This window comes from Streptomyces sp. P6-2-1 (genome assembly GCF_050613165.1).
In the GTDB taxonomy this organism is placed as follows: Bacteria; Actinomycetota; Actinomycetes; order Streptomycetales; family Streptomycetaceae; genus Streptomyces.
On the sequence record NZ_CP192513.1, the window covers coordinates 203,859 to 228,445 of the forward strand.

A 24,587-nucleotide genomic window follows, 5' to 3' on the forward strand; every position below is an offset into this window, starting at 1 on the left:
ACGTAACGAAGAAGCCTGCCAGTAGCGTTACAGCCGCGAGGACGGCGTTATATCCGCGAGGACGGAAGGGGTGCGGGATGGAGCGGGCCGAGAGGCTGCGGCGGGTCCGGGCGGCGGGCCTGGAGCGGGCGGAGTGGCTGGGCAGACTCGCCGGGGGGCGGGTCGCGGCGCGGACGGTGGCGGTGGTCAACGCGCTGCACGTGGACGGGGCGGGCCCCCGCGAGGTCGCCGCCGTCCTCCTGGACTACGGGGAACGACCGCCGGTGCGGCTCACCGCGGCGGATGTCGCGGGGCTGCGGATGGCCGCCGACGAGGTGCGCGACGTGCTGACGGCGCCGGACACGGAATCGGCCGTCCGGCGGCTCAACGCGCTGCTCGCGCGGTGCGCGGGTCCCCTGCGGCTCACCTCGCACGACGGCGACGCGCCCTGGCACCCGCACATCGACTCCGCCGACGAGGCGCCGTGGGACGAGTGGTTCCGCGCCACCTCGGCGCTCGCACTGCTGACCGTGGTGTGGGAGCGGCAGGGACCGCCGGGCGCCGTCTGCGCGGCGCGGGGCTGTGCGCGCGTCCTGATCCCGTACGGCGCGGGACCGACCCGGCGCTACTGCTCGCGGCGCTGCGCGACGAGGGAACGCGTGGCGGCGCACCGCGCGCGCAGGCCCCCGCGGGGCTCGACCTCAGGTTGAGGGTTCGGGTTCCTCCGCCGAGTGCCCCGCCAGGCCCGCCGCCCCCTCGTCCGCCAGGCCGTTGGCCGCCGCGCGGTCCAGCGCCTCGGTGAGACGGCCGAGGCGCGCGTGCAGGTCCTCGATCTCGTCGAGGCCGAGCCCGGTGGCCGCGGCGATGGCGCGCGGCACGCGCAGGGCGCGGACGCGCAGGGCCGTGCCCTCGGGGGTCAGGCGGACGGCGACGGAGCGCTCGTCGCTCGCGAGGCGTTCGCGCCGTACGAGCCCCGCCGCCTCCAGGCGCTTGAGCAGCGGCGAGAGCGTCCCCGAGTCGAGACGCAGGAGCGCGCCGATGCGTTTGACGGGCAGCTCGCCGTGCTCCCACAGCACGAGCATCGCGAGGTACTGCGGGTAGGTGAGCCCGAGGTCCTTGAGCACGAGCCTGTACACGCCGCCGAAGGCGCGCGAGGCCGCGTTGAGCGAGAAGCAGATCTGGCGGTCGAGGCGCAGGAACTCCTCCTCGGCCACCCCGGCCGCTGTCGTGTCTGTCATGACTCCACCTTAACGCCATGCCCCCATTTTAGTTGTGCACAACTTAATTGTGTGCTCTACTCGTCGTACGGCAACGGCAGCACGCCCGCCACTCATCGACAGCACGACAGCGAAAAGGGATGGTTCTCATGGACGCGATCTACACGGCGGTGGCCACGGCGAACGGGCGCGAGGGGCGCGCGGTCAGCTCGGACGGTCAGCTCGACCTGGCGCTCGCGATGCCGCCCGCGCTCGGCGGCGACGGCAAGGGCACCAACCCCGAGCAGCTCTTCGCCGCCGGGTACTCGGCCTGCTTCGCGAGCGCACTCGGTCTCGTGTCGAAGCAGGCCGGCGCCGACACGAGCGAGGCCTCCGTCACGGCCGAGGTCGGTATCGGCAAGGACGGCGGGACCTTCGGCCTCAAGGTGACCCTGCGCGTCGAGCTTCCCGACACGATCGACGAGGAGACGGGCCGCAAGCTCGTCGAGCAGGCCCACCAGGTCTGCCCGTACTCGAAGGCCACGCGCGGCAACATCGAGGTGGACCTCGTCGTCGAGTGATCCGCCGTACGGGGCCCTCCGCCCCGTACGGACCACGTCCCTGGCCCGGTGCGCACCCCTCGCGCACCGGGCCAGGGACGTGTGCGGCGCTCCGGCCGGGCTTCACGCGCGCGGCGTAGCTCCTGGTGGGAACCTTGATCCGCCCCCGCCCGCGGGGGACTCCTTCGTCTCGCGTCTGCTGCGCGCCAACGCGATCGACAACCCCCCGCCGTCCTCGCGCTCCTGCCGATCGTCGCTCCGGGCGGCGCCGGGCCGGTCCCTGCCGCGGTCCTCGGGGTCAGCCTCGGGCCCAACCTCACGTACGCGGGCCCGCGCGCCACCTTGCCGCGGCGCCGCGTCCTGCACGAGCACGGCGAGCGCCCCTCGCTCGGCGCCTTCACCCGGCTCGGTCCGCTCACGGTGCCGCTCACCCTGGCCGGGACGACGGCGGCGTTGCGGGCGGGGCTGCGGCCGGGACCCGGCTGAGGCGGTCGCGCCCATGACGTGACACGTCTCGCACGACATCCGCATGGCCGAAATCGGTGATCGCGCGTCCCCGGTCAGCCGCCGCGGGAGCAGGCGGCACAGCAGCTGCTCCTCCTCTCGGGGGCGGGCCTTCTCCCGGGGCCCGGGGCATCCGCCCTGAGCGGGTCCGGACGCGCCGGAGCCCCGTACCGCATGGGTACGGGGCTCCGGCGGAACGACCGCGGATCTCCGGCGGCCTCAGCCCTGGCGGGCCTTCTGCCGGGGGTCCTTGCGGTTGAGGACGTAGACACGGCCGCGCCGGCGTACCACCTGGGAGCCCGGACGGTTCTTGAGGGCGCGGAGCGAGTTGCGTACCTTCACGGCGCCACCTTTCGGAACGGGGCGGGGCTACGGGGACACCCAGCCGACGATGTCCATGACAACCACGCCGGGGGTCAACGCATTCCCACCCCCTCGGGGCCGCCGGAACCCCTGGCCCCCATACACGCGACCCGCGCGAGCCACCGGAACCAGCCGGGAAGCCCGGGAGCCGAGAGGCCCGGGAGCCGAGAAGCCCATGAGCCCTTGGGCCCCCAGGAACCCTGGGAGCCCTGGGAGCCCACGGCCCTCCCTGGAAACCTGGGAGCCCCTGGCCCCTCTGGAACCTGCGAGCCCCTGGCCTCTCTGGAACCCCAGGGACCCCGAGAGCCCCTGGCCCGTTTTGGAACCCGGGGAACCCGGGCCCCCGGAACCCCCGTCGCACCTCGCGCGTTGGGCCCACCGGGGGGCCCACCGATCCCCTAGGTGAACCGTTCGACCGTCCCTTAAGGGTCCCGCCTCACCGCTCCCCCGTACGCCCCGCCCCGCGCCGTCCCGCCACCACGTCCGCCACCGCGACGAGCAGCGCGGCGATGACGAAGCCGACCGAGACGATGAGGCCGTGGTCGTAGGCGTTCGACCAGCCGTCGTCAGCGAGGCGGCCGAAGAAGACGGAGCCCACGGCCGCGATGCCGATCGCCGAGCCGACGCGCTGCCCCGTCTGGAGAGCGCCGCCCGCGCTGCCCGCCCTGCGCACCGGTACCTCCGAAAGGGTGAGGGTCTGGTTCGGCGAGATGACGAGGCCGCTGCCGAGCCCGGCGAAGAGCAGCGGGGCGATGAGGGCCCAGCCGATGCCCTTGCCCGTCACCTGGTGGACGGCGAAAGCGGTACCCGCGAGACCGATCGCGACCATGAGCAGCCCCACGACGACGAGCGGGCGCCCGAGCCGGTCGACGAGCCTGCCGCCGATCCCCGCCGAGAGCCCCGAGCCGAGCGCGAAGGGCGTGAGCGTGAGCCCCGCCTGGAGCGCCGTGTAGTGCAGCCCGCTCTGGAGGTACAGGGTGCTGACGAAGAAGATCGACGTGAACCCGGCGAAGTAGAGCAGGCCGAGCGAGGAGCCGAGCGAGTACGAGCGCACCCGGTAGAGCGCGAGATCGAGCAGGGGCTCCGCGCCCGCGCGGGTGCAGCGGCTCTCCCACCACGCGAAGACGGCGAGCAGCGCCGCGGCGGCCACGAGCAGCAGGTACTTCTCGTCCCCCGGCCACTGCCGCGACTGCACGAAGGGGAGCAGGAGCGCGACGACCCCCGCCCCGAGCAGCAGGACGCCCAGCGGGTCGAGTTCACGCAGCCGCACCTTGCGGGCGCCGGGCGTGTCGGGGAGCAGCCGGTGGGCGAGGACGAGGCACAGCGCGCCGATCGGCAGGTTCACGTAGAAGACCCACCGCCAGCCCTCATCGGCGCCCGCCGCCTGGATGAGGAGGCCGCCGAGCAGCGGCCCGACCGCCGTCGAGATGCCGACGACCGAGCCGAAGGCCCCGAAGGCCTTGCCGCGCTCCCTGCCCCGGAACATCTGCTGAATGAGCGCCGAGATCTGCGGCGCGACGAGCCCGCCCGCGACCCCCTGCACGAGCCGCGAGATGACGAGCCACAGGCTGGACTGCGCGGCCCCGCAGGAGGCGGAGGCGAGGGTGAACAGGACGAGCCCCGCCATGAACACGCGCCGCCTGCCGCGTGCGTCGCCGAGCCGGCCCGAGGGCACGAGGAAGAGCCCGAAAGAGAGCGCGTACCCGGACAGCACCCACTGGAGGTCGGACTCGGGGGTGTCGAGGCCGGTACGGATCGAGGGCAGCGCGACGTTCACGATCGATACGTCGAGGAGGGTCATGAACCCGGCGACCAGACAGACAGCGAGGGCCTTCCACCGGTCCGGGTCCGGGGTGTACGCCTCCTGCGGGGCCGGGGAAGCAGGTTCCTGCTGGGCCACGGGAACTCCTCTGTACGGCACTGCGCTTCGGACGGGCTGCGCGTACCCCGATTCTGGGCCGGTGCGCGCGCTCGCGCACCGCCGGTGGGCGCGCTCTTCGCCCGGTTCGGGGCGGGCGCGTGGTCTGCTGGCGGGGCGCGGGGCCGAGGAGTGTCCCGTGAAGCGGGTGCGCACGCGCTCGCCCCGTGACCCAGGGAGCGGAGGCCCACGTGGAGCAGCCACGCGGCGGGAGTACCCGCGTCGTCACCCGCACGCGCGCGGCGGGCGTCCCGCTGTGGCCCCTGCTCGCGCTGAGCCTCGCTTCGGGCGCGGTCGACGCGCTCGCCGTGGTGGCGCTCGGCGGCGCCTTCGCCGGGGTCATGACGGGCAACCTCGTCTTCCTCGGCGCCGCTCTCGGCGGCGCCGGGCTGCCGGAGGGGATCGCGGCCCCAGCCGCGGCGGTCGGCGGGTACGTACTCGGCGTCGCGTGCGCCGCGCCGGTGCTGCGGGCGCGGTGGGGCGGCCCGCTGCGGGTGCTCCTCGCCGAGACGGTGGTGCTCGCCGCGGTCGCCGGGGTGTGGGCCGCGGGGCCGCCCGCGGGGAGCGAACCGTACGTGCTGCTCGCGGCGCTCGCCGCGGCGATGGGCGGGCAGGCGTCGGCCGTCCTCGCGCTCGGCCCCGCGGGCGCCCCGACGACGTTCTTCACGAGCACCCTCACGACGCTCGTGCTCGCTCTCGCGCGTGGGGGCGGCGTCCGGCGCGCGAGCGCGCCCGTGGCCCGGCTGTGCGCCCTCGTCCTCGGTGCCGCGCTCGCCGCGCTCCTGCACCGCTCGGCCCCCGCCTGGGCAGCGGCCCTCCCCGCCGCCGTGCTCGCCGCGACAGTGGCGGGGCTCCGGCTCGTACGAAGCCTGCGGCCCGTACACGGAGGGGCCGCGCGGGGCGACTGAGCGGCACCACCCGTTCTGCCCGTTTTGCGCGGGCGTACGGGTGGCCGCAGCCTGGAGGCATGACCCCACGCACCTCCGGCGACACCACGGACACGTACCCCGTACCCGCGCACACCTCGGGCCCGGACGGCACTGTCGTCCGCTACGGCGACGACGGTGCGGGGCGGGTCCTGAGCGTGTACCTCGATCCGCGCTGCCCGTACTGCAAGCGCATGGAGAACGGGCTCGGCATGGTCATCCAGGAGGCGGCCGACGCGGGGCGCTTCCGCGTCGAGTACCACTTCGCGACCTTCATCGACGACGGGGCCGGCGGCAGCGGCTCGCTGCACGCCCTCGCGGCGCTCGGCGCCGCGCTCGACGAGGGCCCCGGGGAGTTCGTGCTCTTCCAGCGGCTGCTCTTCGCCGAGCAGCCGCCCGAGGAGGACGACCGCTTCTCTGACGACGACCTGCTCGTCCGGCTCGCGGGCGAGGTACCTGGCCTCGGCGAGGACGGCTTCGCCGACAAGGTGCGGGCCGGTACGTACCGGCCGTGGGCGCGGGCCGTCTCGATGGCCTTCGTGGAGAGTTCCGTGCACGCGACACCGACCGTGCTGCTCGACGGCGGCCCCGTCGCCGTACTCGGGCCAGGCGGCTACCCGGTCACCCCGGAGTCCTTTCTCGCGCAGGTCTCCTGAGTGGCGCGGACGTCCTGAGGGGCCTGAGGAGCGCGGCCTGAGGGGGGCGGGCGTCCTGAGAGGGGCGGGCGTCCTGGACACCTCAGGTGTCCCGCGCCGCGCGGAGGGTACGCGGCCCGCGCGGTCCGCCGCCCGCTCCCGCCGAGTGGCCGGGCGGCGCCGCGCCGACGAAGATTGACGGACAGGGACGCGCGGCCCCACCGGCCGCGCCGACACCGAGGAGGCCGCAGATGGCAGGCGAGAAGAACCCGGAGGATCTGCCCCGCGTCGTCACCCCCGACGACGAACTGCACACGGGTGCGGACCAGGAGGTGACGCCCGAGGATCTCGTCCAGGCCGCCGGTCGCGACGTGACACCCGAGAATCTGGAGTGGGCGCGCAGGAAGCTCGCGGAGGAGGGCCGCGAGGCCATCGAGCGGCTGCTGCCCTGAGCGGCGCTCCCTTCGCCGTGTCCGTGGCCGCTCAGCCACCCGGCGTCGGCCACGACTGGCCCGCCGCCCAGTCCGCGTAGGACGTCCAGGGGATCTCGGGGAACGCGGCGCGCAGCGCGGGGATGTCGACCTGGTAGCCGACCTCGGTGAGGTACGCGTACATGGCGCCCATGTCAGGGCTCGCGCTCGTCACCGATTCCAGCGGGATCTGCCGGTACTCGACCCTGCCGCCTGCGGCACGGCCGATGTCGCGCGCCATCTCGGCGGGGGTCGGGTCGTCGCCCGCGACCTCGACGCGCTGCCCGCGCCAGCGCACGGGGTCGTCGAGCACCGAGGCGACGACCCTGCCGAGGTCGGCGCGGGCCACCTGCTGGAGGCGCGTGTCGGGCGGCAGCGCCATCGTGATCTCGCCGTCGGCGACTTCCTGGAGTTCACCGAAGACGTTGTCGTAGAAGTACGTGGGCGCGACGACGGCGGAGGCGAGCCCCGAAGCGGCGAGGATCTTCTCGGTGTGCGCCTTCGTCTCGAAGTGCGGGATGCCGGTCCCGCGGTCGGCGCTCGCGACGGAGGCCATGACGAGGAAGGGCAGCGCGGAGCGGGCCGCGGCGTCGACGATCGCGACGCCCTGTTCCTTCTCGGCGTCGAGGCCCGCCTCGAAGGGGGTCGTGACGGCGAAGGCCGCGGCCGCGCCTTCGAAGGCCGCGGCGAGCGAGCCGGTGTCGCGCAGATCGGCGGCGACCACTTCGACGCCCGATGCGGCGAGCGTACGTGCCCTGGCCTCGCCCGGATCGCGCACGACGGCCCGCACGGGCCGCCCCGCCGCGCGCAAGGCCGTGACCACAGCACCGCCCTGCCCTCCGGTCGCCCCGAGTACGGCGATCTTCATCGCACTGCCTCCTGCCGCTCCACACCACCGGAAACCCCCTGAGCCCGCGCCCCGTCCCCGCCCGAGCCCGCACGCACCCCCACCTTCGTCCCTCGTGGGCCGCCGGGCCACAGGAGCGGGCCGAACGGGCGAGTGGGGGCCGACGGCCCGTCACCTTCCCGCCGCTGCGCCCGCCGCGCTGCCCCCGCCGGGGGCACACCACTCGCGTCCCGCCTCTTCACGCGGCAAGCTGGGGCGGACACCGGCCGCAGCGGGCGGCGGGGGTGAGGGGAGCGCGATGAGTGAGAAGACGGCTTCGGCCGAGGTGAGCGATCACCCCGACGCGGACCGGTACGAGGCGAGGATCGACGGCGAACTCGCCGGATTCGCCCAGTACATCCGTACGAAGGACCTCATCGCCTTCGTGCACACCGTCGTCGAGCCCGCCTTCGAGGGCCGCGGCGTGGGCAGCGCGCTCGTGCGGACCTCGCTCGACGAGGCGCGCGCGGCCGGGGTCGCTGTGCTCGCGGTCTGCCCCTTCTACTCCGGCTGGATCGCGCGGCACCCCGAGTACCAGGACCTCCTGTACGCGGAGCGGAGCAAGGTGACCGACTGAGTCCGCGGGCCGAGCGCCCACGAACCGATGAGGCCGAGGAGCTGAGCGATGCCGGACGCGCGACAGGCGGCGGAGGACCCGACCGTGCGCGAGGGCGCCAGGCGGTACCGGGGCGCGGAGATCGCGGTGAGCTACGAGGTGGCGCGCTGCCTGCACGCCGCCGAATGCGTACGGGGTCTGCCCGCCGTCTTCGACGTCGAGCGCAGGCCGTGGATCGCCCCGGACGGGGCGCCCGCGGCCGAGGTCGCCGAGGTGATCGAGCGCTGCCCGAGCGGGGCGCTCCAGTACCACTGGCCCGGGCACGCGGAGCGGCCGCGCGTGCCGACGCGCCTCGCGCTGCACGAGGACGGGGTGCTGCACGCGCGCGGCGACCTGGACGTCGAGACGCCGCAGGGCGGGCGGCACGAGACGCGGGTCATGCTGTGCGCCTGCGGGCACACGGCGCACAGCCCCTTCTGCGACCACTCGGGGAGCCGCTGCGCGGCGCACGGCTGAGGGCCGTTCGGCCGCGGTGGAGAGGCCGGTCGGCCCCGCGTGCCGGGGCGGCCGGGGGGAACGGGGAGGGAGGGAGCGGGGGTGCGGTGTCCGCACCGTCCCCGGCGACCAGCGGCCGCGACCGGAGGCCGTGACCGACAGGTGTCACCCACAGCCGTGCTGAAAGGCTTGCGATGCAGGAATTCACGTACGAGACACCGGCCCCCGTGGCGCCCGAGCTTTCGGACGCGGAGCTGGACGCCCTCCTCGCGCACTGGCGGGCCGCCAACTACCTCGCGGTCGGGCAGATCTACCTCATGGACAACCCGCTCCTGCGGGAGCCGCTGCGCCCCGAGCAGATCAAGCCCCGTCTCCTGGGCCACTGGGGCACGGTCCCCGGGCTCAATCTCGTCTACACGCACGTCAACCGCCTGATCAGGCTGCGCAGGCAGCAGGCGGTGTGCGTCTGGGGCCCCGGGCACGGCGGGCCCGGGGTGCTCGCCAACAGCTGGCTGGAGGGCTCCTACTCGGACATCTACCCGGACATCAGCCGCGACGAGCCGGGCATGAAGCGCCTGTTCAAGCAGTTCTCGTTCCCCGGCGGGGTGCCGAGCCACGTCTCGCCCGAGCTGCCGGGGTCGATCCACGAGGGCGGTGAGCTGGGGTACTCGCTGCTGCACGCCTACGGTGCCGCCTTCGACAACCCGGACCTGCTCGTGCCGTGCGTCATCGGTGACGGCGAGTCGGAGACAGGGCCGCTCGCGGGCTCGTGGCACTCCAACAAGTTCCTCGACCCGGTGCACGACGGGGCCGTGCTGCCGATCCTGCACCTCAACGGCTACAAGATCGCCAATCCGACGCTCCTCGCACGGCTGCCCGAGACCGAGCTGCACGACCTCCTGCGCGGGTACGGGTACCGGCCGATCGAGGTCGTCGGGGACGACCCCGCGTTCGTGCACCGGCAGATGGCGGGGGCGCTCGCGCAGGCGGTCGGCAGGATCGACGAGATCCAGGCCGAGGCGCGCAGGGGCCGCTCCACGGACCGGGCGCACTGGCCGATGATCGTGCTGCGCACGCCGAAGGGCTGGACGGGCCCGCGGATGGTCGACGGGCTTCCCGTGGAGGGCACGTGGCGCGCCCATCAGGTCCCGCTCGCCGAGGTGCGGACCGACCCGGAGCACCTGCGCCAGCTGGAGGAGTGGATGCGCTCCTACCAGCCCGACGAGCTGTTCGACGAGCAGGGCAGGCCCCGGGCGCAGGTCCTGGAGTGCGTCCCCGAAGGGGATCTGCGGCTCGGCTCCAATCCGCACGCGAACGGTGGCAGGCTCACCCGCTCGCTGCCCGCTCCCCCGCTGGAGGACTTCGCCGTCACGGTCGAGCGGCCCGGTACGAGCACGCACGAACCGACGCGGGTGCTCGGCCAGTACCTCGCGCGGATCATGGATCTGACGGCGGACCGGCGGGACTTCCGGCTCATGGGCCCGGACGAGACGGCGTCGAACCGGCTCAACGCGGTGTACGACGTGACGGCGAAGACGTGGCAGGAGGAGATCCTCCCTGTCGACGAGCACCTGACGCGCGACGGGCGCGTCATGGAAGTGCTCTCGGAGCACATGTGCCAGGGCTGGCTGGAGGGCTACAACCTGACGGGCAGGCACGGGCTGTTCTCCACGTACGAGGCCTTCGCGCACATCGTCGACTCGATGGCCAACCAGCACATCAAGTGGCTGCGGACCTCGCGCGCGCTGCCGTGGCGGGCGCCCGTCCCCTCGTTCAACTACCTGCTGTCCTCGCACGTGTGGCGCCAGGACCACAACGGCTTCTCGCACCAGGACCCCGGCTTCATCAACCACGTGCTCAACAAGAGCCCGGAGGTCGTCCGCGTCTACCTGCCCCCGGACGCCAACACGGCGCTCTCGACGGCGGAGCACGTGCTCCAGAGCAGGGACTACGTCAACGTCGTGATGGCGGGCAAGCAGCCCAGTTTCGACTGGCTGACGCTGGAGGAGGCGCGCGGGCACTGCGCGCGCGGCGCGGGGATCTGGGAGTGGGCGGGTACGGAGGAGGGGCGGCTGCCCGACGTCGTGCTCGCGTGCGCGGGGGACACCCCGACGCTGGAGATCCTCGCGGCCGCGCAGATCCTGCGCCACAGGCTCCCGGAACTCGCGGTGCGGGTCGTGAACGTCGTGGACCTGGCGCGGCTGCTCCCGGAGAGCGAACACCCGCACGGGATGCCGGACTTCGACTTCGACGGGGTGTTCACGCGCGACAAGCCGGTCATCTTCGCCTACCACGGCTATCCGTGGCTGATCCACCGGCTCGCCTACCGGCGCGCGGTGCACCCCTTCCTGCACGTGCGCGGCTACAAGGAGCGCGGCACCACGACGACGCCCTTCGACATGGTCGTGCTCAACGACATGGACCGCTTCCGGCTCGTCATGGACGTCATCGACCGGGTCCCGGGCCTCGCGCAGCGCGCGGCGGCGCTGCGGCAGGAGATGGCGGACACGCGCACGCGGCACCGCGCGTGGGTGCAGGAGTACGGCGAGGACCTGCCCGAGGTGGCGCAGTGGCACTGGGAGGGCTGAGCGCGGTGCCCGGGGGCACGCGGTGATCGCCGCCGCCACCGGGCCCACGCCCGGCATCGCGCTCTCCTCGGGGCGCGGGCGCTGGGTGCTCGCCTGCGCGGTGCTCGCCTCGGGGATGTCGATGCTCGACGGCACGGTCGTCAACGTCGCCCTGCCGCGTATCGGGAGCGACCTGGACGTGTCGCTCGCGACGCTCCAGTGGGTCGTCAACGCGTACATGCTGACGCTCTCGGCGCTCCTGCTGCTCGGCGGGGCGCTCGGCGACCGGCTCGGCAGGAAGCGGACGCTCGTGGCGGGCATCGTGTGGTTCGCGCTCGCCTCGGCGCTGTGCGGCTTCGCGTGGGACGGCGGGCTGCTCATCGCCGCGCGGGCGCTCCAGGGCGTGGGCGGGGCGCTCCTGACGCCGGGTTCGCTCGCGCTCGTACGGGCCTCGTTCCGCGAGGAGGACCAGGCGAAGGCGGTGGGCGCGTGGTCGGGGCTCACGGGGGTCGCCGGGGCGGTGGGCCCGTTCCTCGGCGGGTGGCTCATCGACGGTCCGGGCTGGCGGTGGATCTTCTTCCTCAACCTGCCGCTCGGCGCCGTCGTCCTCGCGCTCGCGCTGCGCCACGTCCCCGAGAGCCGCGATCCCGCGGCGACGGGGCGGTTCGACTGGGCGGGGGCGGCGCTGGGCGCGCTGTTCCTCGCGGGGATCAGCTACGCGCTCATCACGGCGAAGGGTGCGAGTCCTGGGCAGCTGCTCGTGCCGCTCGTGGCGGGGCTCGCCGCGGGTGCGGCGTTCCTCCTGGTGGAGCGGCGGGCGCGGGAGCCGATGCTGCCGCTCGGGCTCTTCTCCTCGCGCCTGTTCAGCGTCACGAACCTCATGACGCTGTGTCTGTACGCGGCGATCGGCGGCGTGCTGTTCCTGCTGCCCGTGCAGTTGCAGAACGGGCTCGGGTACGACGCGCTCGAAGCGGGTGTCGCGAGCCTGCCGATCACGCTCCTGATGCTCGTGCTCTCGGCGCCCGCCGGTGACCTCGCGCGGCGGATCGGGCCGCGCGTGCCGCTGACGGCCGGTCCGCTGGTGGCGGCGGGCGGGGCGCTCCTGATGCTGCGGATCGCGCCGGGTGCCTCGTACTTCCCCGACGTCCTCCCCGCGGTCGCGGTGATGGGCCTCGGGATGAGTGTCTTCGTGGCGCCGCTCACGGCGACGGTGCTCGCCTCGGTGGACGCGGAGCGCGCGGGGCTCGCGAGCGGCGTGAACAACACGGCGGCGCGGATCGCGCAGCTGCTCGTGGTCGCCGCGCTCCCCCTGGCGGTCGGTCTCTCGGACAATGCCTACCGCCACGCCCCGCAGGTCAACGCGGCCTTCCACCGCGCGGCCTGGGGCATGGCGGGCCTCCTCGTCCTCGCGGCGGCCCTCGCGTTCTGCTTCGTACGGCGCCCGGGCCGGACACCCCCGGCGCGAGCGGCCGAGCCGCGCTGCCGTACCCACGCGGGGCTCGCCTCTCCCCCGCTGGAGCCGGGGGACGGGCAGCGGGGGTGAAGAACCGGGGCCGGTGGGCGGGCGCACCGCGAAGGATGCGGCCGGTGGGCGAGCGCACCGCGAGGAATGCGGCCGGTGGGCGGGCGCACCGCGAGGAATGCGGCCGGTGGGCGAGCGCACCGCGAGGAATGCGGCCGGTGGGCGAGCGCACCGCGGAGGGCGGAGGACGCGGCCCCGCCCGGTCTGAGAGCATCCTGATCATGGATTACCCCCAGGAGCAGGACCCGGGCGCCCCCGTGCGCGGCGGGGTCCCCGAGCACGGCCGGGTCCCGAAGTACTACGCGGTGAAGGCGCGGATCTCCGCCCTGCTCGACACGTGGGAGAGCGGGACGCCGCTGCCGACGGAACGGGATCTCGCCGCTCGGTACGAGGTGGCGCGCGAGACGGTGCGGCAGGCGCTGCGGGAACTGCTCCTCGAAGGGCGGCTGCGGCGGCAGGGGCGCGGGACGGTGGTGGCGGGCCCCAAGCTGGAGCAGCCGTTGTCCCTGGCGAGCTACACGGAGGGGGTGCGCAGGCAGGGCCGCAGGCCGGGGCGGTCCCTGATCGGGCTCGACCGCTTCCCGTGCCCGCCCGCGCTCGCCGCCGAACTGGGGCTCGCCGAGGGCGAGGCGGTGTGGCACCTGGAGCGGGTGCTCCTGGCGGACGACGAGCGGGTGGGCCTGGAGAGCACGTACGTGTCGGTGGAGCGCGTGCCGGGTCTGGAGCGGGACTTCGACCCGGACTCCTCGTTCTACGCCTACCTGCGGGAACGCCTCGGGATCGTGTTCGGCGCCGCCGAGGAGCGGATCGAGACGGTGCTGGCCTCGCCGCGTGAGGCGCTGCTCATCGGGACGCCGCCCGCGCTGCCGATGCTGCTGCTGCACCGCGTCTCGCGGGACACGGCGGGCCGGCGTGTGGAGCGGGTCAGGACGCTGTACCGGGGCGACAGGTTCTCGTTCACGACGCGCTTGGGCGAGGCCACCGAGTAGGGAACGTACCGGCAGGAAACCGCCCGCACTCCCCCGCTCGTGTCACGGAAAGATAACGGGTCTGGTCCAAGATTGGCGGCTGGTTCATCAGCCGGTCGGCGGACGGACCGCTGGACGCCACCCGCCGCCGTGAATCTCGTCGGCATGAAGGTCATCGTCGTAGGAGCAGGCGTGGTGGGCACCATGCACGCCTGGCACGCGGTGGGTCGCGGCCACGAGGTCGTGCACATCGAGCGTGAGGCGGAGGCGCGTGGCGCCTCACTGCGCAACTTCGGGCAGATCTGGGTGAGCGGCAGGGCCGGTGGCCCGGAGCTGGAAGCGGCCCTGCGCGCCCGGGAGTTGTGGGAGGGGATCGGGGAGCGGGTGCCGGGGCTCGGCTTCCGTGCCTGCGGTTCGCTCACGCCCTTGCGCACCCCCTTGGAGGTGGGCGTCGCCGAGGCGGCTCTCGCCCGGGCGGACGCGGCCGCGCGCGGCTTCAAGCTGCTCACGGCCGAGGAGGCGCGCGGGGTGAACCCGGCGCTGCGCGGGGAGTTCACCGCGGCGCTGTGGTGCGAGCGGGACGCGGCGGTCGAGCCGAGGACCGCGCAGCTCGCGCTGAAGGGCGAGCTGCTCGCCTCGGGGCGGTACACGTACCTCGGTGGGCGCGAGGTACGGGAGGTCACGGGTGCGGGGACGGTCCGCGACGACCACGGGGACACGCACGCGGGCGACACGGTGATCCTCGCGACGGGCGCCTGGCTGGGCGGTCTCGTACGGGAGCTGGCGGGGCCCGGCCTGCCGGTGCGACGCGTGCGTCTCCAGATGATGCAGACCGATCCGCTGGGCGAGCCGCTGACGACCTCGGTCGCCGACCCCGACTCCTTCCGCTACTACCCGGCGTACGCGAGCGAGGCGCTGGACGCCCTCGCCGCCGGGCAGCCCCAGGCGCCGGTGGCCGCGGAGCACGCGATGCAGCTGCTCATGGTGCAGCGCCGCGACGGCGGCCTGACGATCGGCGACACGCACGCGTACGCGCATCCCTTCCCCTTCGACACGGTCGAGGAGCCGTACGAGCACCTGCGTGCCGTCGTGGAGTCGTACCTCGGCCGTCCGCTGCCCCGTGTCCGGCACCGCTGGGCGGGCGTGTACGCGCAGTGCACCGACCCGTCCCTGGTGGTGCACCGGCAGGAGGTCGCGGAGGGCGTGTGGCTCGTGACCGGTCCCGGGGGCCGGGGCATGACGTGCTCGCCCGCCATCGCCGAACAGACCGCCGACCTCATCGGATGGTGACCGACATGCACACAACTCCCTTCCACAGCCTCGTCGTTCTGGACATGGCGGGCACGACGGTGCGCGACGGCGGCCTCGTCGAGAGCGCCTTCACTGCCGCCGCCGAACAGCTCGGCGTCACCCCCGGCTCGCCCGAGCACGCCGCGCAGCTCGCGCACGTACGGGCCACGATGGGCGAGTCGAAGATCTCCGTCTTCCGGCACCTGTACGGGGACGAGGAGCGGGCCCGGCGCGCGAACACCGCCTTCGAGGAGGCGTACGCGCGGCTCGTCGGCGACGGTGCGGTCGGCGAGGTGCCGGGGGCGCGGCGCACCGTCGAGGAACTGCGCGCCCAGGGGCGGACCGTCGTCCTGACCACCGGGTTCGCGCGGCCGACACAGGATCTGCTGCTCGACGCGCTCGGCTGGCGGGATCTCGCCGACCTGACGCTGTGCCCCGCGGAGGCGGGTGGGCGCGGCCGCCCGTACCCGGACCTGGTGCTCGCCGCGCTGCTGCGCACGCACGCCGCGGACGCCGTGGCGCGGGTGGCCGTGGCAGGGGACACCGCCTACGACATGCGCGGCGGGGTACGGGCGGGGGCGGGCGTCGTCGCCGGTGTGCGGACCGGGGCGCACGACGAGGAGACGCTGCGCGCCGCCGGGGCGACGGCGGTGCTCGGCTCGGTCGTGGAACTCCCGGGGCTGCTCGCCCTCGTGGAGGAGCGGCGGCCGGCGGGGGCGGACGCGTGAGCGCCGGTCCGCTCGTCACGGAGGCGCCGGCGGGCGGTATCCGCTTCGAGCACGTCAGCGTCAGGTACGGCGGCACCACGGTGCTCGACGACTTCGATCTGAGCGTCGAACCCGGCGAGGTCATGGCACTGCTCGGGCCCTCGGGCTCGGGCAAGACGACGGCGCTGCGCGCGGTGGCCGGATTCGTACGGCCCGCCGCGGGGCGTGTGCACCTGGCGGGGCGCGAGGTGACGGACCTGCCGCCGCACCGGCGCGGGCTCGGGATGGTGGTGCAGCAGTACGCGCTCTTCCCGCACCTGCGCGTGCGCGACAACGTCGCCTTCGGGCTGCGGGCCCGCCGGGTCCCGCGCGCGGCGGCCGCGGGCCGCGTCGCCGAGGCCCTGGAGCTGGTCGGCATGGACGGCTACGCGGACCGCTACCCGCGCGAGCTGTCCGGCGGACAGCAGCAGCGCGTCGCGCTCGCGCGGGCGCTCGCGATCCGGCCGGGTGTGCTCCTCCTGGACGAGCCGCTGTCGGCGCTCGACGCGCGCCTGCGCAGCGGAATGCTCACCGAACTCGCCCGGCTGCACCGCGAGTTCCCGCGCATGTCGATCCTGTACGTGACGCACGACCAGATCGAGGCCCTGACCCTCGCGGACCGCGTCGCTGTCCTGGACAGGGCCCGCCTCCAGGAGTGCGGGACCCCGCGCGCGCTGTACACCAGGCCGCGCACGGCGTTCACGGCCTCCTTCGTCGGTGAGGCGAATCTCCTGCCCGTCGAGGGAGGGGGCGAGGACGGCACCGCGCTGTTCGCCGGGCAGCCGCTGCGGCTCGCGGGCGAAGCTGTCGCGGGCACGGCCACCGTGCTCGTACGGCCTCACCAGCTGCGCCTGGCCCCGGACGACTCCGGCGGACCCACCCGGGCGAACGCGTTGCGCGGCACCGTCGCCGAGCGCCAGTGGCGCGGGAACGCGCACCGCCTGCACGTGCGCGTCGGGGAGCACGTGCTGCTCGTGGACGTGCCCGGGGGCGAGGAGCCGGCCGGGGTGGGGGACGACGTCACCCTCGGCTTCGCGCCCGAGGACGCCGTGCTCCTCGCGGGCGAGACGACGGGAGGTGCGGCATGAGCGGCACCGCGGTCAGGACGCCGGTGGAGAAGGCCGAGGCCGCTGTCCCCGCACGGGTACGCCCCGCGCGGCGCGTGCCGCGCCGGGTGTGGCTCCTCCCGCCGCTCGCGGCGCTCGGCTTCGCGTTCCTCTACCCGCTCGTGCTGCTCGTCCGGCAGTCGCTGACGCCGGACGGGGGCGGTACCTCGTTCGCCCCGTACACCGAGGTGTTCGCCTCCGCCGCCTTCCGCAAGGCGCTCGGCACGACCGTGTACCTCGCTGCCGGGGCGACGGCCGGGTGCCTGGTGCTCGGCTTCTTCCTCGCGCTCGTCATCGCGTTCGTGCCCTTTCCCGGGGCGCGGCTCGTCGCGCGGTGCGTGGAGGTGTTCCTGTCCTTCCCCTCGTTCCTCATCACTCTCGCGCTGCTCTTCGTCTACGGCACGGTCGGCATGGCCAACGGGCTGTGGACGGACGTGACGGGCGCGGCGCACGGGCCGTTCGCGTTCCTCACGACGCCGTGGGGCGTGCTGCTCGCCGAGGTCACCTACTTCACGCCGTTCGTGATGCGCCCCGTCCTCGCGGCCTTCGCGCAACTCGACACGGCGCAGGTCGAGGTGGCGGCCTCACTGGGGGCGCGGCCCGCGCGCATCGTGCGGCGGGTCGTCCTGCCCGAGGCACTGCCCGCGCTCGCCGCCGGGGGGAGCCTCGTCCTCGTGCTGTGCCTCAACGAGTTCGGGATCGTCCTGTTCACGGGCGCGAAGGGGGTCACGACGCTGCCGACGCTCATCTACGGCAAGGCGATCCTCGAATCCGACTATCCGGCGGCGTGCGCGGTCGCCGTCGTCAACATCCTTGTCTCCGTGGGCCTGTACGGCCTGTACCGGGTGGTGAGCCGTCGTGCTGGTGCGTAGCCGTGCGGGCAAGTACGCCGTGTGGGCGCTGTTCCTCGTCCTCTTCCTGCCGTTGTTCGCACTGCCGCTCGCCGTGATCGTGGCCGCCTCGTTCGCGGGCCGCTGGTCGGGGGCGCTGCCCTCGGCGCCGACGTTCGCGCACTACGCGAGCGCGACCCGCGGGGAAGCGCTCGACGCGCTGACGACGAGCCTCGTGACGGCGGTCGTGGCGAGCCTCCTCGCCCTGGTCATCGGTACGTGGGCGGCGCTCGCCGCCGAGGGACTCGGGCGGCGGGGGCGACGCTTGGTGGACGCGCTGTTCATGCTGCCCGTCGCTGTGCCCTCGGTCGTCGTGGGGCTGTGCCTGCTCGTGGCGTTCAGCCGGCCGCCGTTCCTGCTCAACGGCACGCGGTGGATCGTGATCCTCGCGCACACGGTGCTGGTGACGGCGTTCGCCTACCAGTCGGTGAGCGCGGCGACGCGACGCGTCGACCCGGCGTTCGCGCAGGCCGCGGCAGGTCTGGGGGCCCGCCCGTTCACGGTGCTGTGGCGCGTGCGCCTGCCGCTGCTGCTGCCCGCGCTCGGCGCGGCCGCCGGGCTGTGCTTCGCCCTGTCGATGGGCGAGCTGAGCGCGACGATGATGCTCTACCCGCCGGACTGGACCCCCTTGCCCGTGCTCATCTTCTCGGCGACCGACCGGGGCGCACTCTTCACCGGCGCGGCGACGGCGGTGGTGCTCCTCGTGGCCACGCTGCTGGTCCTGCTGGGCCTCTCCCGGCTGCGCACGCGGGCTTCGTACCGCTGAGGACGCCCCCGTACCGCTGAGGACGCCCCGCACCGCCGAAGCCCTCGTCGAAAGCCCTCGTCCCTTCCCCTCCTCCCCTCCTCCCCTCCTCCACCGGAGTACGTACGTCATGCGCATACGACACCTCACCCCGCTCGCCGCCCTCGCCTCCTGCGCCGTCCTCGCCGCCACGCTCTCCGCGTGCGGGGGCTCGGCCGCCGCCGACGCCAAGTCCGTCACCGTGTACAGCGCGGACGGGCTCAAGGGCGAGAACGGCGACGGCTGGTACGACAAGGTCTTCAAGGACTTCGAGAAGAAGACCGGCATCAAGGTCAAGTACGTGGAAGGGGGTTCGGGCGAGATGGTGCAGCGCGCCGTGCGCGAGAAGTCGCACGCGCAGGCCGATGTCCTCGTCACGCTCCCGCCCTTCATCCAGCAGGCGGAGAGCAAGGGCCTGCTCCAGAAGTACGTGCCGCGGGGAGCGGAGGCGGTGCCCGCCGACGCCAAGTCCCCGGGCGGCACGTGGACCACCGTCGTCAACAACTACTTCGGGTTCGTCTACAACACGACGGAACTGAAGACCCCGCCGAAGACCTGGGACGACCTGCTCGACGGCAGGTTCAAGAACCGTCTCCAGTACTCGACGCCCGGCGTCGCCGGGGACGGCACGGCCGTGCTCGTCAAGGCGATGCACGACCTCGGCGGCAAGGACGAGGCGATGGAGTACCTGAAGAAGCTCCAGTCCAACAACGTCGGCCCCTCCGCGTCGACCGGCAAGCTCGCGCCGAAGGTCGACAAGGGCGAACTCCTCGTCGGCAACGGGGATGTCCAGATGAACTACGCGCAGTCGGCGACGATGCCGCACCTCGGCATCTGGTTCCCCGCCGGTGACTCCGGCAGGCCCACCTCCTTCGCCCTGCCCTACGCGGCCGGGCTCGTGACGAAGGCCCCGCACTCCGCGAACGGCCGCAAGCTCCTCGACTACCTCCTCTCCCCCGCCGCGCAGCGCGAGGTCAGCTCGGTCGGCGGCGGCTTCGCCGCGCGCGACGACGTCGAGGCGAGCGACGCGCGCGCCACCGACCTCGCGAAGATCATGAACGGCGTCGAGATCTTCACGCCGGACTGGCAGGACCTGAGCGAGCACCTCGACGCGTACGTCGACGCCTGGAAGACCGCGACCGGCAGCTGACCGCGCGCCGGACCCGCCCGGGGCGGGGTGCCCCCCGGGGCGGGGTGCCCTGCCCCCGCCCCCTCCTTCACGTCCCTCACCCCCCCCTCCAGGCGCAGCCACCGCGTCACCCCACTGCCACCGCCTTGCCCGCCACCGCCTCACCCCGCAGACACCGCCCCACCCCACGGAAAACGGAGCCCTGTGATGCCCGCAGACAGCACGACCGGCCCCCTCTCCTCCCGCGCCTTCTCCCCCTCGCGCCGCGCCGTACTCGCCGGCGCCGGCGCCGTCCTCGTCGGCGCCGCCCTCCCCCTCTCCCCCGCCCGCGCCGCCGACCGCACGCCGAAGGTGCTGCTCCTCGGCGTCGACGGCGCCCTCCTCTCCCGTACCGCCGCCGCCGGCACCCCGCACCTGGACGCCCTGCGCGCCTCCGGCGTGACCGCCGAGAGCCTGCTGTACAGCGAACCGCTCGCGCCCACCCTCTCGGGGCCCGGCTGGTCGACGATCCTCACCGGCGTGTGGCCCGACAAGCACAAGGTGCGCGACAACGACTTCACCGGCAGCCGCTTCGACCTCTACCCGGACTTCCTCACGCGCGCCGAGCGGTACAGGCCCGCCCTGTCGACGTACGCCGTCGCCTCCTGGAACCCGCTCACCACGACCGTGTTCTCGCCGGAGGTCGACACGCGCGTCTCGACGCCGGACGCCGAGTACGACGCGGGGACGACGGCGCGCGCCGTGGCGGCGCTGCGCGACGGCGACCACGACGCCGTCTTCGTCCACCTCGACAACGTCGACCACGCGGGGCACTCCTACGGCGCGGCCAGCAGCCAGTACCTCGCGGCGCTCGCGGGCGTCGACGCGCAGCTCGGGCAGCTCCTCGACGCCGTGCGCGGCCGGGCCTCGTACGCGCGCGAGGACTGGCTCGTCCTCGTGACGACCGATCACGGGCACACGGACCCCGGCGGCCACGGCGGCAACACGCTGCCCGAGCGGCAGACCTTCCTCGTCGCCTCGGGCGCCGGGCTCCCGGCAGGGAGCGTGCGGTACGACGTCCGCATGCCCGACGTCGCGGTGACCGCGCTCGCCCACCTGGGCGTTCCCCTCGACCCGGCGTGGGAACTCGACGGGCGCCCGCTCGCACGGTCATCGGACGACCCCTTCGACACGCTGCGTCCCGCGCTCGGCGGGCGCGTCGACGAGACGGGCATCCCCGCGGGGACCCTCGGCTTCACGCACACGGCGCCGAGCGGCTGGAGCGTCGAGAACACGGGCATGAGCGGCGGCGTCACCGAGTGGCGCGGCTGGAGCTTCACGACGGACGAGTTCTGGAGCGCCGCCGAACGCGGGCAGGGCCGCGAGAACAACATCCGCGCGCGGAACGTCTTCGCCGTCGCGGACGGCGACGAGTGGGCCGACCGCGCCTTCTCGGGCAGCTTCGACTCGACGCTCGTCAGCCCCGCCTGGCCGGTGTCGGAGGGCAGCGTCCTGCGCTACACCACGTACTACCGGCAGGAGTCGCCCCAGCGCGGCGAGGTGCTGGTGTCGTACGACGGCGCGGCGCCCGTCTCCGTACGCACCTACACGGCGGACGTGCCCTCACGCACCGAGACGATCGCGCTCCAGGTCCCGGCGGGAGCACGCACCGCGCGGGTGCGCTTCCGGTACACGGCGGGCAACAACTGGTACTGGACGGTGGACGACGTGGCGGTGGTACGGCGCTGAGCACCCGCGCCCGGCACCGGCCGGGGCGGGAGCGCCGCTCTCCCGCCCCGGCCGTGTCAAGCACGCACGGCCTCACAACTCCGCGAGCGCTGCGATCTTCGTGTCCTCGCGCGCGAAGGCGACCTTGTCGACCGGCTCGCCCCTGACCTCGGCGACCCGCGCCACGAGGTCCTGGAGGACGCACACCTCGATGAGCGCGCGCTGTGTCGGCGTGAAGCCCTCCGGCAGGCGCACCGCCCGCACGCCGGGCGGCGGGGTGACGGAGCGTTCCATGACGGTGAGGACGCCGGTCGGCTTCTGCGTGAGCTGCCGCGCGAGCGCCGCCTCGCGCTCCGCGCCGATCACGACGTGGCTCGTCCCCGCGGAGGCGACGTCCATCGGCCCGTGCAGATACGTACGCGTCCCGCAGGCCGTCGCGGGCACGAGCGGTCCTTCGCGGAAGAGCAGGGCGACCGCCTCGGCCGTGGTGAGCTGCGGCGCCGAGGCGACGACGTCCAGCGAACCGCCCACGAGCGGCCCGGCGGCGAAGTCGGCGAGCGCCCCGGCCGCCGCGGCGAGCGTCTCGTCGACCGCCTCGGCCACGTGCGCCCAGCCCGGGTGCGGGCGTCCGCGCGTGAGCTGGTCGGTGAGCATCCCGAGCGCGGCGTACGTGACGACGAAACCGACCGTGGAGACACGGCTGTCGGGGTAGTCGCCGAGCGAGTACGTGGTCCCCGCCGCGTCCCGGAGGGGACTGGCCGCCGCGTTGGTGAGGGCGGCCGTCGCGACGCCCGCCGCGCGGAAACGCGCGACGAGGTCGGTGCTCTCCCTGCTGCGGCCGCTCTGCGAGAGTGCGAGGACCATATCGGGTCCGCCGAGGACGCTCGGCTGGTCGGAGCAGTCGGTGCGCGCGGCGTCGAGGCCCGCCTCGCGCAGCGCGTAGAGCGGCGAGGCGAGGGCGGCGCCGCTCGCGCCGATCCCCGCGAGCAGGACGCGCCGCCAGGCGGGACGCCACTCGGCGAGCACCTCGGGGAAGTGCGCGACGACCTCGCGCAGCGCGGGCAGTTCGGCCGCGCGGCCCTCGGCGAAGGTGTATCCGTAGACCGGAGCGGCGCTCACGCGGTCGCCTCCTTCGTCGCGGGCGCGGTGCGCGGGTGCCACGCCTTGCGGGCGACGGCGGGCACGTAGTCGGAGAGGTCCACGGGGAAGTGGACGACGGTGCCGGTCTCGGCGGCGTAGTAGGCGGCCATGAGGAGTTCGGTGACCGCGACGCCGCTGTCCAGCGATTCGGCGGGCTGGCCGCCGTCGGCGAAGACCCGTGTGATGTGCGTGTTCTCGGCGACGTAGCCGTAGGCGGCGGGCTCGTCGGCGATCACGGGCATGAGGCCCTGCTCCGCGTTCTGCTTCTCCAGCAGGTCCTCGCCCTCCCGCTGCTCCAGGTCGCGGGAGAAGAAGACCGTCGCGTCGCCGGAGAGGGAGTTGGCGCTCATCGAGTACTCGGGGCCGAGGAGTTCGAAGGAGAGCCGCATCCCGGCACCGACGTAGCCCCAGGAGGTCATCGCCTCGACGATGACGGGCTCGCCGTCCCCGTTGACGAAGGTGTACGTCGCGTTCGCGTAGTCCTCGGAGGGGGTGGTGCGGTAGTCCTGCACGCCGGGGTGGGTCTCCTCCAGGCGGGCCGCGTACCGCTCGCGGCCCCAGCGCAGCGAGGCGATCGTGGCGGTGACGGAGACCGGGGTGAGCCACGCGGAGGGGTCGCGTCCCGGCGGGGTGAGCAGGAAGCGGCCGGCTTCGAGTGAGTGGCACATGAGGTCGTTGAGGACGCCGCCGCCCTGCGCCTCGCTGTCCCAGAACCAGGCCGAGTGCGGCCCCGAGTGCTCCTCGGTGCAGCGGGCGAGGTAGGGCGTGCCCGAACGGCTCGCGCCGCGCGCCCACATGAGTTCGCGGGTACGGGTGAGCCGGGGGGCGTAGACCTGGTTCTCCAGGTACGCGTGGCGCAGTCCCGCCTCGTGGACGAGGGCGGCGACCTCGCGCGCCTCGGCGAGGTTGCGGCCGAGGGGCTTCTCGACGGCGATGCCGCGCAGGCTCGCGCGTCCGGAGCGCACCTCCTCGCACACGGCGCGGACCACCTCGACGCGGGTGTGGTTCGGGGTGAGGACCCAGACCGCGTCCACGCGCTCGTCCCGTACGAGCGCGGCGATGTCGTCGTAGGCGGTGACGTCCGTGCCGACGCGCGCCTCCTCCGCGTAGGAGGCGAGTTCACGGGCGCGGTCCAGGGAACGGGACTGGGTGGCGACGATGTCGGAGCCGCGGATGGACTGCCAGGAGCGGACGTGGAAGTGGGCGATGAAGCCGCTGCCGATGATGCCGATGCCGAGCGGTGCTTCGCGTGGTGCGTTCACGGGTGTGTCCTTGGATCGGTGGTGGTGCGCGTGCCGTCCGTACGGGAGGGGCGGCGCGGGGTCAGCCCTTGACACCGGTGAGGGTGATGCCCTCGACGAAGGTGCGCTGGGCGAAGAAGAAGACGAGGACCACGGGGAGGGTGGCGAGCGTCGTGACGGCCATGATCACTCCCCAGTCGGTGCTGTGGGCGCCGTGGAAGGAGGCGAGGCCGTAGGCGATGGTCCAGTGGTCGGGGTTCTCGGAGGTGTACAGGAGCGGGCCGTAGTAGTCGTTCCAGCACTGGAAGAACATGAAGATGGAGGCCGCCGCGATGCCGGGCTTGGCCATCGGCACCATGACCCGGGTGAGGACGCCCCACTCGCCGTTGCCGTCCATGCGGGCGGCGTCGAGGTACTCGTTCGGGATGGAGAGGAAGAACTGCCGGAGCAGGAAGATCGAGAAGGCGTTGCCGAAGAGGTGCGGGAGGATGAGCGGCCAGAAGGTGCCCACGACGCGGAACTGCGCCCACATGACGTAGACGGGCACCTGGGTGACCTGCGGGGGCAGGAGCATCGCGATGATGACGGCGAAGAAGAGGATGCTCGCGCCCTTGAAGCGCACCTTGGCGAGCACGTACGCCATCGGCACCGAGGAGATCAGCATGAGGATCGTGGAAACGCCCGCGTAGAGCAGGGAGTTGGCGAACCAGCGGCCGAGCGGCGCGGTGCGGAAGGCGGTCAGGTAGTTCGACCACTGGAAGGGGTGCGGCCACAGGGCGCCGGTGAGGGTCTGGTGGCTGCCCATGAAGGAGGTCAGGACGACGAAGACGACGGGGACGAGGAAGACGACCGCGAGGGCCACGAGCAGGGCGTGCTCGGCGATCCAGCCGAGGGCGCGCTTGGTGCCGCCGGGGCGGCCGGGCGCGCCTCCGGGCCCGGCGGGCGGAGCCGCCTGGGCGGGGGCGGCCGTGGTGGGGCGGGGGGTGGTCGAGGGCTGGGTGGTCATGGG

General features: G+C 73.8%; 25 protein-coding genes. 18 read left to right on the forward strand and 7 right to left on the reverse strand.

Annotated elements, in window-relative coordinates; translation table 11 throughout:
* Positions 1–77 precede the first annotated feature (77 nt).
* The gene (locus tag ACQYWQ_RS00860; RefSeq protein ID WP_431031909.1) at positions 78–689 is read left to right on the forward strand and encodes a CGNR zinc finger domain-containing protein; all 612 of its coding nucleotides are present in this window, start codon (positions 78–80) and stop codon (positions 687–689) included.
* Here ACQYWQ_RS00860 and ACQYWQ_RS00865 read toward each other — a convergent pair.
* Positions 681–1,217 (reverse strand): MarR family winged helix-turn-helix transcriptional regulator, encoded by a 537-nt coding sequence (locus ACQYWQ_RS00865; protein WP_431031910.1) that lies wholly within the window; start codon positions 1,215–1,217, stop codon positions 681–683. The two genes, ACQYWQ_RS00860 and ACQYWQ_RS00865, sit on opposite strands and share 9 nt — an antisense overlap.
* Before the next feature lie 128 nt (positions 1,218–1,345).
* On the opposite strand from ACQYWQ_RS00865, the gene ACQYWQ_RS00870 reads away from it, so the two are divergent.
* Positions 1,346–1,756, forward strand: coding sequence for an organic hydroperoxide resistance protein (locus tag ACQYWQ_RS00870; RefSeq protein ID WP_431031911.1), 411 nt, complete (start codon positions 1,346–1,348; stop codon positions 1,754–1,756).
* A 321-nt stretch (positions 1,757–2,077) separates the two neighbouring features.
* Positions 2,078–2,221, forward strand: a complete 144-nt coding sequence (locus ACQYWQ_RS00875) for a hypothetical protein (RefSeq protein ID WP_431031912.1) — start codon at positions 2,078–2,080, stop codon at positions 2,219–2,221.
* A gap of 237 nt (positions 2,222–2,458) precedes the next feature.
* Here the strand turns inward: ACQYWQ_RS00875 and ykgO are convergent, their stop codons facing one another.
* Together ykgO and ACQYWQ_RS00885 are read right to left on the reverse strand one after the other, a co-directional pair.
* Positions 2,459–2,581: a type B 50S ribosomal protein L36 gene (gene ykgO, locus ACQYWQ_RS00880; protein ID WP_010276268.1), complete on the reverse strand. Its 123-nt coding sequence runs from the start codon at positions 2,579–2,581 to the stop codon at positions 2,459–2,461.
* A gap of 457 nt (positions 2,582–3,038) precedes the next feature.
* Entirely contained in the window at positions 3,039–4,502 is a 1,464-nt protein-coding gene (locus ACQYWQ_RS00885) for an MFS transporter (RefSeq protein WP_431031913.1), read from the reverse strand.
* Between the two features lie 209 nt (positions 4,503–4,711).
* Between ACQYWQ_RS00885 and ACQYWQ_RS00890 the strand changes: the two genes are divergently transcribed.
* From ACQYWQ_RS00890 to ACQYWQ_RS00900, 3 genes are all read left to right on the forward strand, one after another.
* Positions 4,712–5,428: a DUF1275 family protein gene (locus ACQYWQ_RS00890; RefSeq protein WP_431031914.1), complete on the forward strand. Its 717-nt coding sequence runs from the start codon at positions 4,712–4,714 to the stop codon at positions 5,426–5,428.
* 59 nt (positions 5,429–5,487) lie between these two features.
* Positions 5,488–6,102, forward strand: coding sequence for a DsbA family protein (locus ACQYWQ_RS00895; RefSeq protein WP_431031915.1), 615 nt, complete (start codon positions 5,488–5,490; stop codon positions 6,100–6,102).
* A gap of 230 nt (positions 6,103–6,332) precedes the next feature.
* Positions 6,333–6,533: a hypothetical protein gene (locus tag ACQYWQ_RS00900; protein WP_431031916.1), complete on the forward strand. Its 201-nt coding sequence runs from the start codon at positions 6,333–6,335 to the stop codon at positions 6,531–6,533.
* 31 nt (positions 6,534–6,564) lie between these two features.
* On the opposite strand, the gene ACQYWQ_RS00905 is transcribed toward ACQYWQ_RS00900, so the two are convergent.
* A complete protein-coding gene (locus ACQYWQ_RS00905) occupies positions 6,565–7,419 on the reverse strand; it encodes an NmrA family NAD(P)-binding protein (protein ID WP_431031917.1) in 855 nt (284 codons plus the stop codon).
* Positions 7,420–7,696: 277 nt separating this feature from the next.
* Between ACQYWQ_RS00905 and ACQYWQ_RS00910 the strand changes: the two genes are divergently transcribed.
* From ACQYWQ_RS00910 to ACQYWQ_RS00965, 12 genes are all read left to right on the forward strand, one after another.
* A complete protein-coding gene (locus tag ACQYWQ_RS00910) occupies positions 7,697–8,014 on the forward strand; it encodes a GNAT family N-acetyltransferase (protein WP_431031918.1) in 318 nt (105 codons plus the stop codon).
* 48 nt (positions 8,015–8,062) lie between these two features.
* Complete coding sequence (locus ACQYWQ_RS00915; protein ID WP_431031919.1) at positions 8,063–8,509, forward strand: (4Fe-4S)-binding protein; 447 nt, start codon at positions 8,063–8,065, stop codon at positions 8,507–8,509.
* Positions 8,510–8,682: 173 nt separating this feature from the next.
* Positions 8,683–11,076 (forward strand): phosphoketolase family protein, encoded by a 2,394-nt coding sequence (locus ACQYWQ_RS00920; RefSeq protein ID WP_431031920.1) that lies wholly within the window; start codon positions 8,683–8,685, stop codon positions 11,074–11,076.
* 22 nt (positions 11,077–11,098) lie between these two features.
* Entirely contained in the window at positions 11,099–12,598 is a 1,500-nt protein-coding gene (locus ACQYWQ_RS00925) for an MFS transporter (RefSeq protein ID WP_431031921.1), read from the forward strand.
* A 200-nt stretch (positions 12,599–12,798) separates the two neighbouring features.
* A complete protein-coding gene (locus tag ACQYWQ_RS00930) occupies positions 12,799–13,566 on the forward strand; it encodes a GntR family transcriptional regulator (RefSeq protein WP_431031922.1) in 768 nt (255 codons plus the stop codon).
* 144 nt (positions 13,567–13,710) lie between these two features.
* Complete coding sequence (locus ACQYWQ_RS00935; RefSeq protein WP_431031923.1) at positions 13,711–14,835, forward strand: TIGR03364 family FAD-dependent oxidoreductase; 1,125 nt, start codon at positions 13,711–13,713, stop codon at positions 14,833–14,835.
* 5 nt (positions 14,836–14,840) lie between these two features.
* Positions 14,841–15,563 carry a phosphonatase-like hydrolase gene (locus ACQYWQ_RS00940; RefSeq protein WP_431031924.1) on the forward strand — a complete coding sequence of 241 codons (723 nt, stop codon included), beginning with the start codon at positions 14,841–14,843 and terminating at the stop codon, positions 15,561–15,563.
* Positions 15,560–16,669 carry an ABC transporter ATP-binding protein gene (locus ACQYWQ_RS00945; RefSeq protein WP_431031925.1) on the forward strand — a complete coding sequence of 370 codons (1,110 nt, stop codon included), beginning with the start codon at positions 15,560–15,562 and terminating at the stop codon, positions 16,667–16,669. Before ACQYWQ_RS00940 ends, ACQYWQ_RS00945 begins: the two co-directional genes overlap by 4 nt.
* Positions 16,666–17,559 (forward strand): 2-aminoethylphosphonate ABC transporter permease subunit, encoded by an 894-nt coding sequence (locus ACQYWQ_RS00950; RefSeq protein ID WP_431031926.1) that lies wholly within the window; start codon positions 16,666–16,668, stop codon positions 17,557–17,559. The genes ACQYWQ_RS00945 and ACQYWQ_RS00950 overlap by 4 nt, the downstream gene beginning before the upstream one ends.
* Complete coding sequence (locus tag ACQYWQ_RS00955; RefSeq protein ID WP_431031927.1) at positions 17,546–18,343, forward strand: ABC transporter permease; 798 nt, start codon at positions 17,546–17,548, stop codon at positions 18,341–18,343. Before ACQYWQ_RS00950 ends, ACQYWQ_RS00955 begins: the two co-directional genes overlap by 14 nt.
* A gap of 109 nt (positions 18,344–18,452) precedes the next feature.
* Entirely contained in the window at positions 18,453–19,511 is a 1,059-nt protein-coding gene (locus tag ACQYWQ_RS00960) for a 2-aminoethylphosphonate ABC transporter substrate-binding protein (protein ID WP_431031928.1), read from the forward strand.
* A 186-nt stretch (positions 19,512–19,697) separates the two neighbouring features.
* The gene (locus ACQYWQ_RS00965) at positions 19,698–21,218 is read left to right on the forward strand and encodes an alkaline phosphatase family protein (RefSeq protein WP_431031929.1); all 1,521 of its coding nucleotides are present in this window, start codon (positions 19,698–19,700) and stop codon (positions 21,216–21,218) included.
* Positions 21,219–21,290: 72 nt separating this feature from the next.
* On the opposite strand, the gene ACQYWQ_RS00970 is transcribed toward ACQYWQ_RS00965, so the two are convergent.
* The 3 genes from ACQYWQ_RS00970 to ACQYWQ_RS00980 form a co-directional block, all read right to left on the reverse strand.
* Positions 21,291–22,316, reverse strand: a complete 1,026-nt coding sequence (locus tag ACQYWQ_RS00970) for an SIS domain-containing protein (RefSeq protein ID WP_431031930.1) — start codon at positions 22,314–22,316, stop codon at positions 21,291–21,293.
* Complete coding sequence (locus ACQYWQ_RS00975; protein WP_431031931.1) at positions 22,313–23,599, reverse strand: Gfo/Idh/MocA family protein; 1,287 nt, start codon at positions 23,597–23,599, stop codon at positions 22,313–22,315. Before ACQYWQ_RS00975 ends, ACQYWQ_RS00970 begins: the two co-directional genes overlap by 4 nt.
* Before the next feature lie 61 nt (positions 23,600–23,660).
* Complete coding sequence (locus tag ACQYWQ_RS00980) at positions 23,661–24,584, reverse strand: carbohydrate ABC transporter permease (protein WP_431031932.1); 924 nt, start codon at positions 24,582–24,584, stop codon at positions 23,661–23,663.
* Between the last annotated feature and the right edge of the window lie 3 nt (positions 24,585–24,587).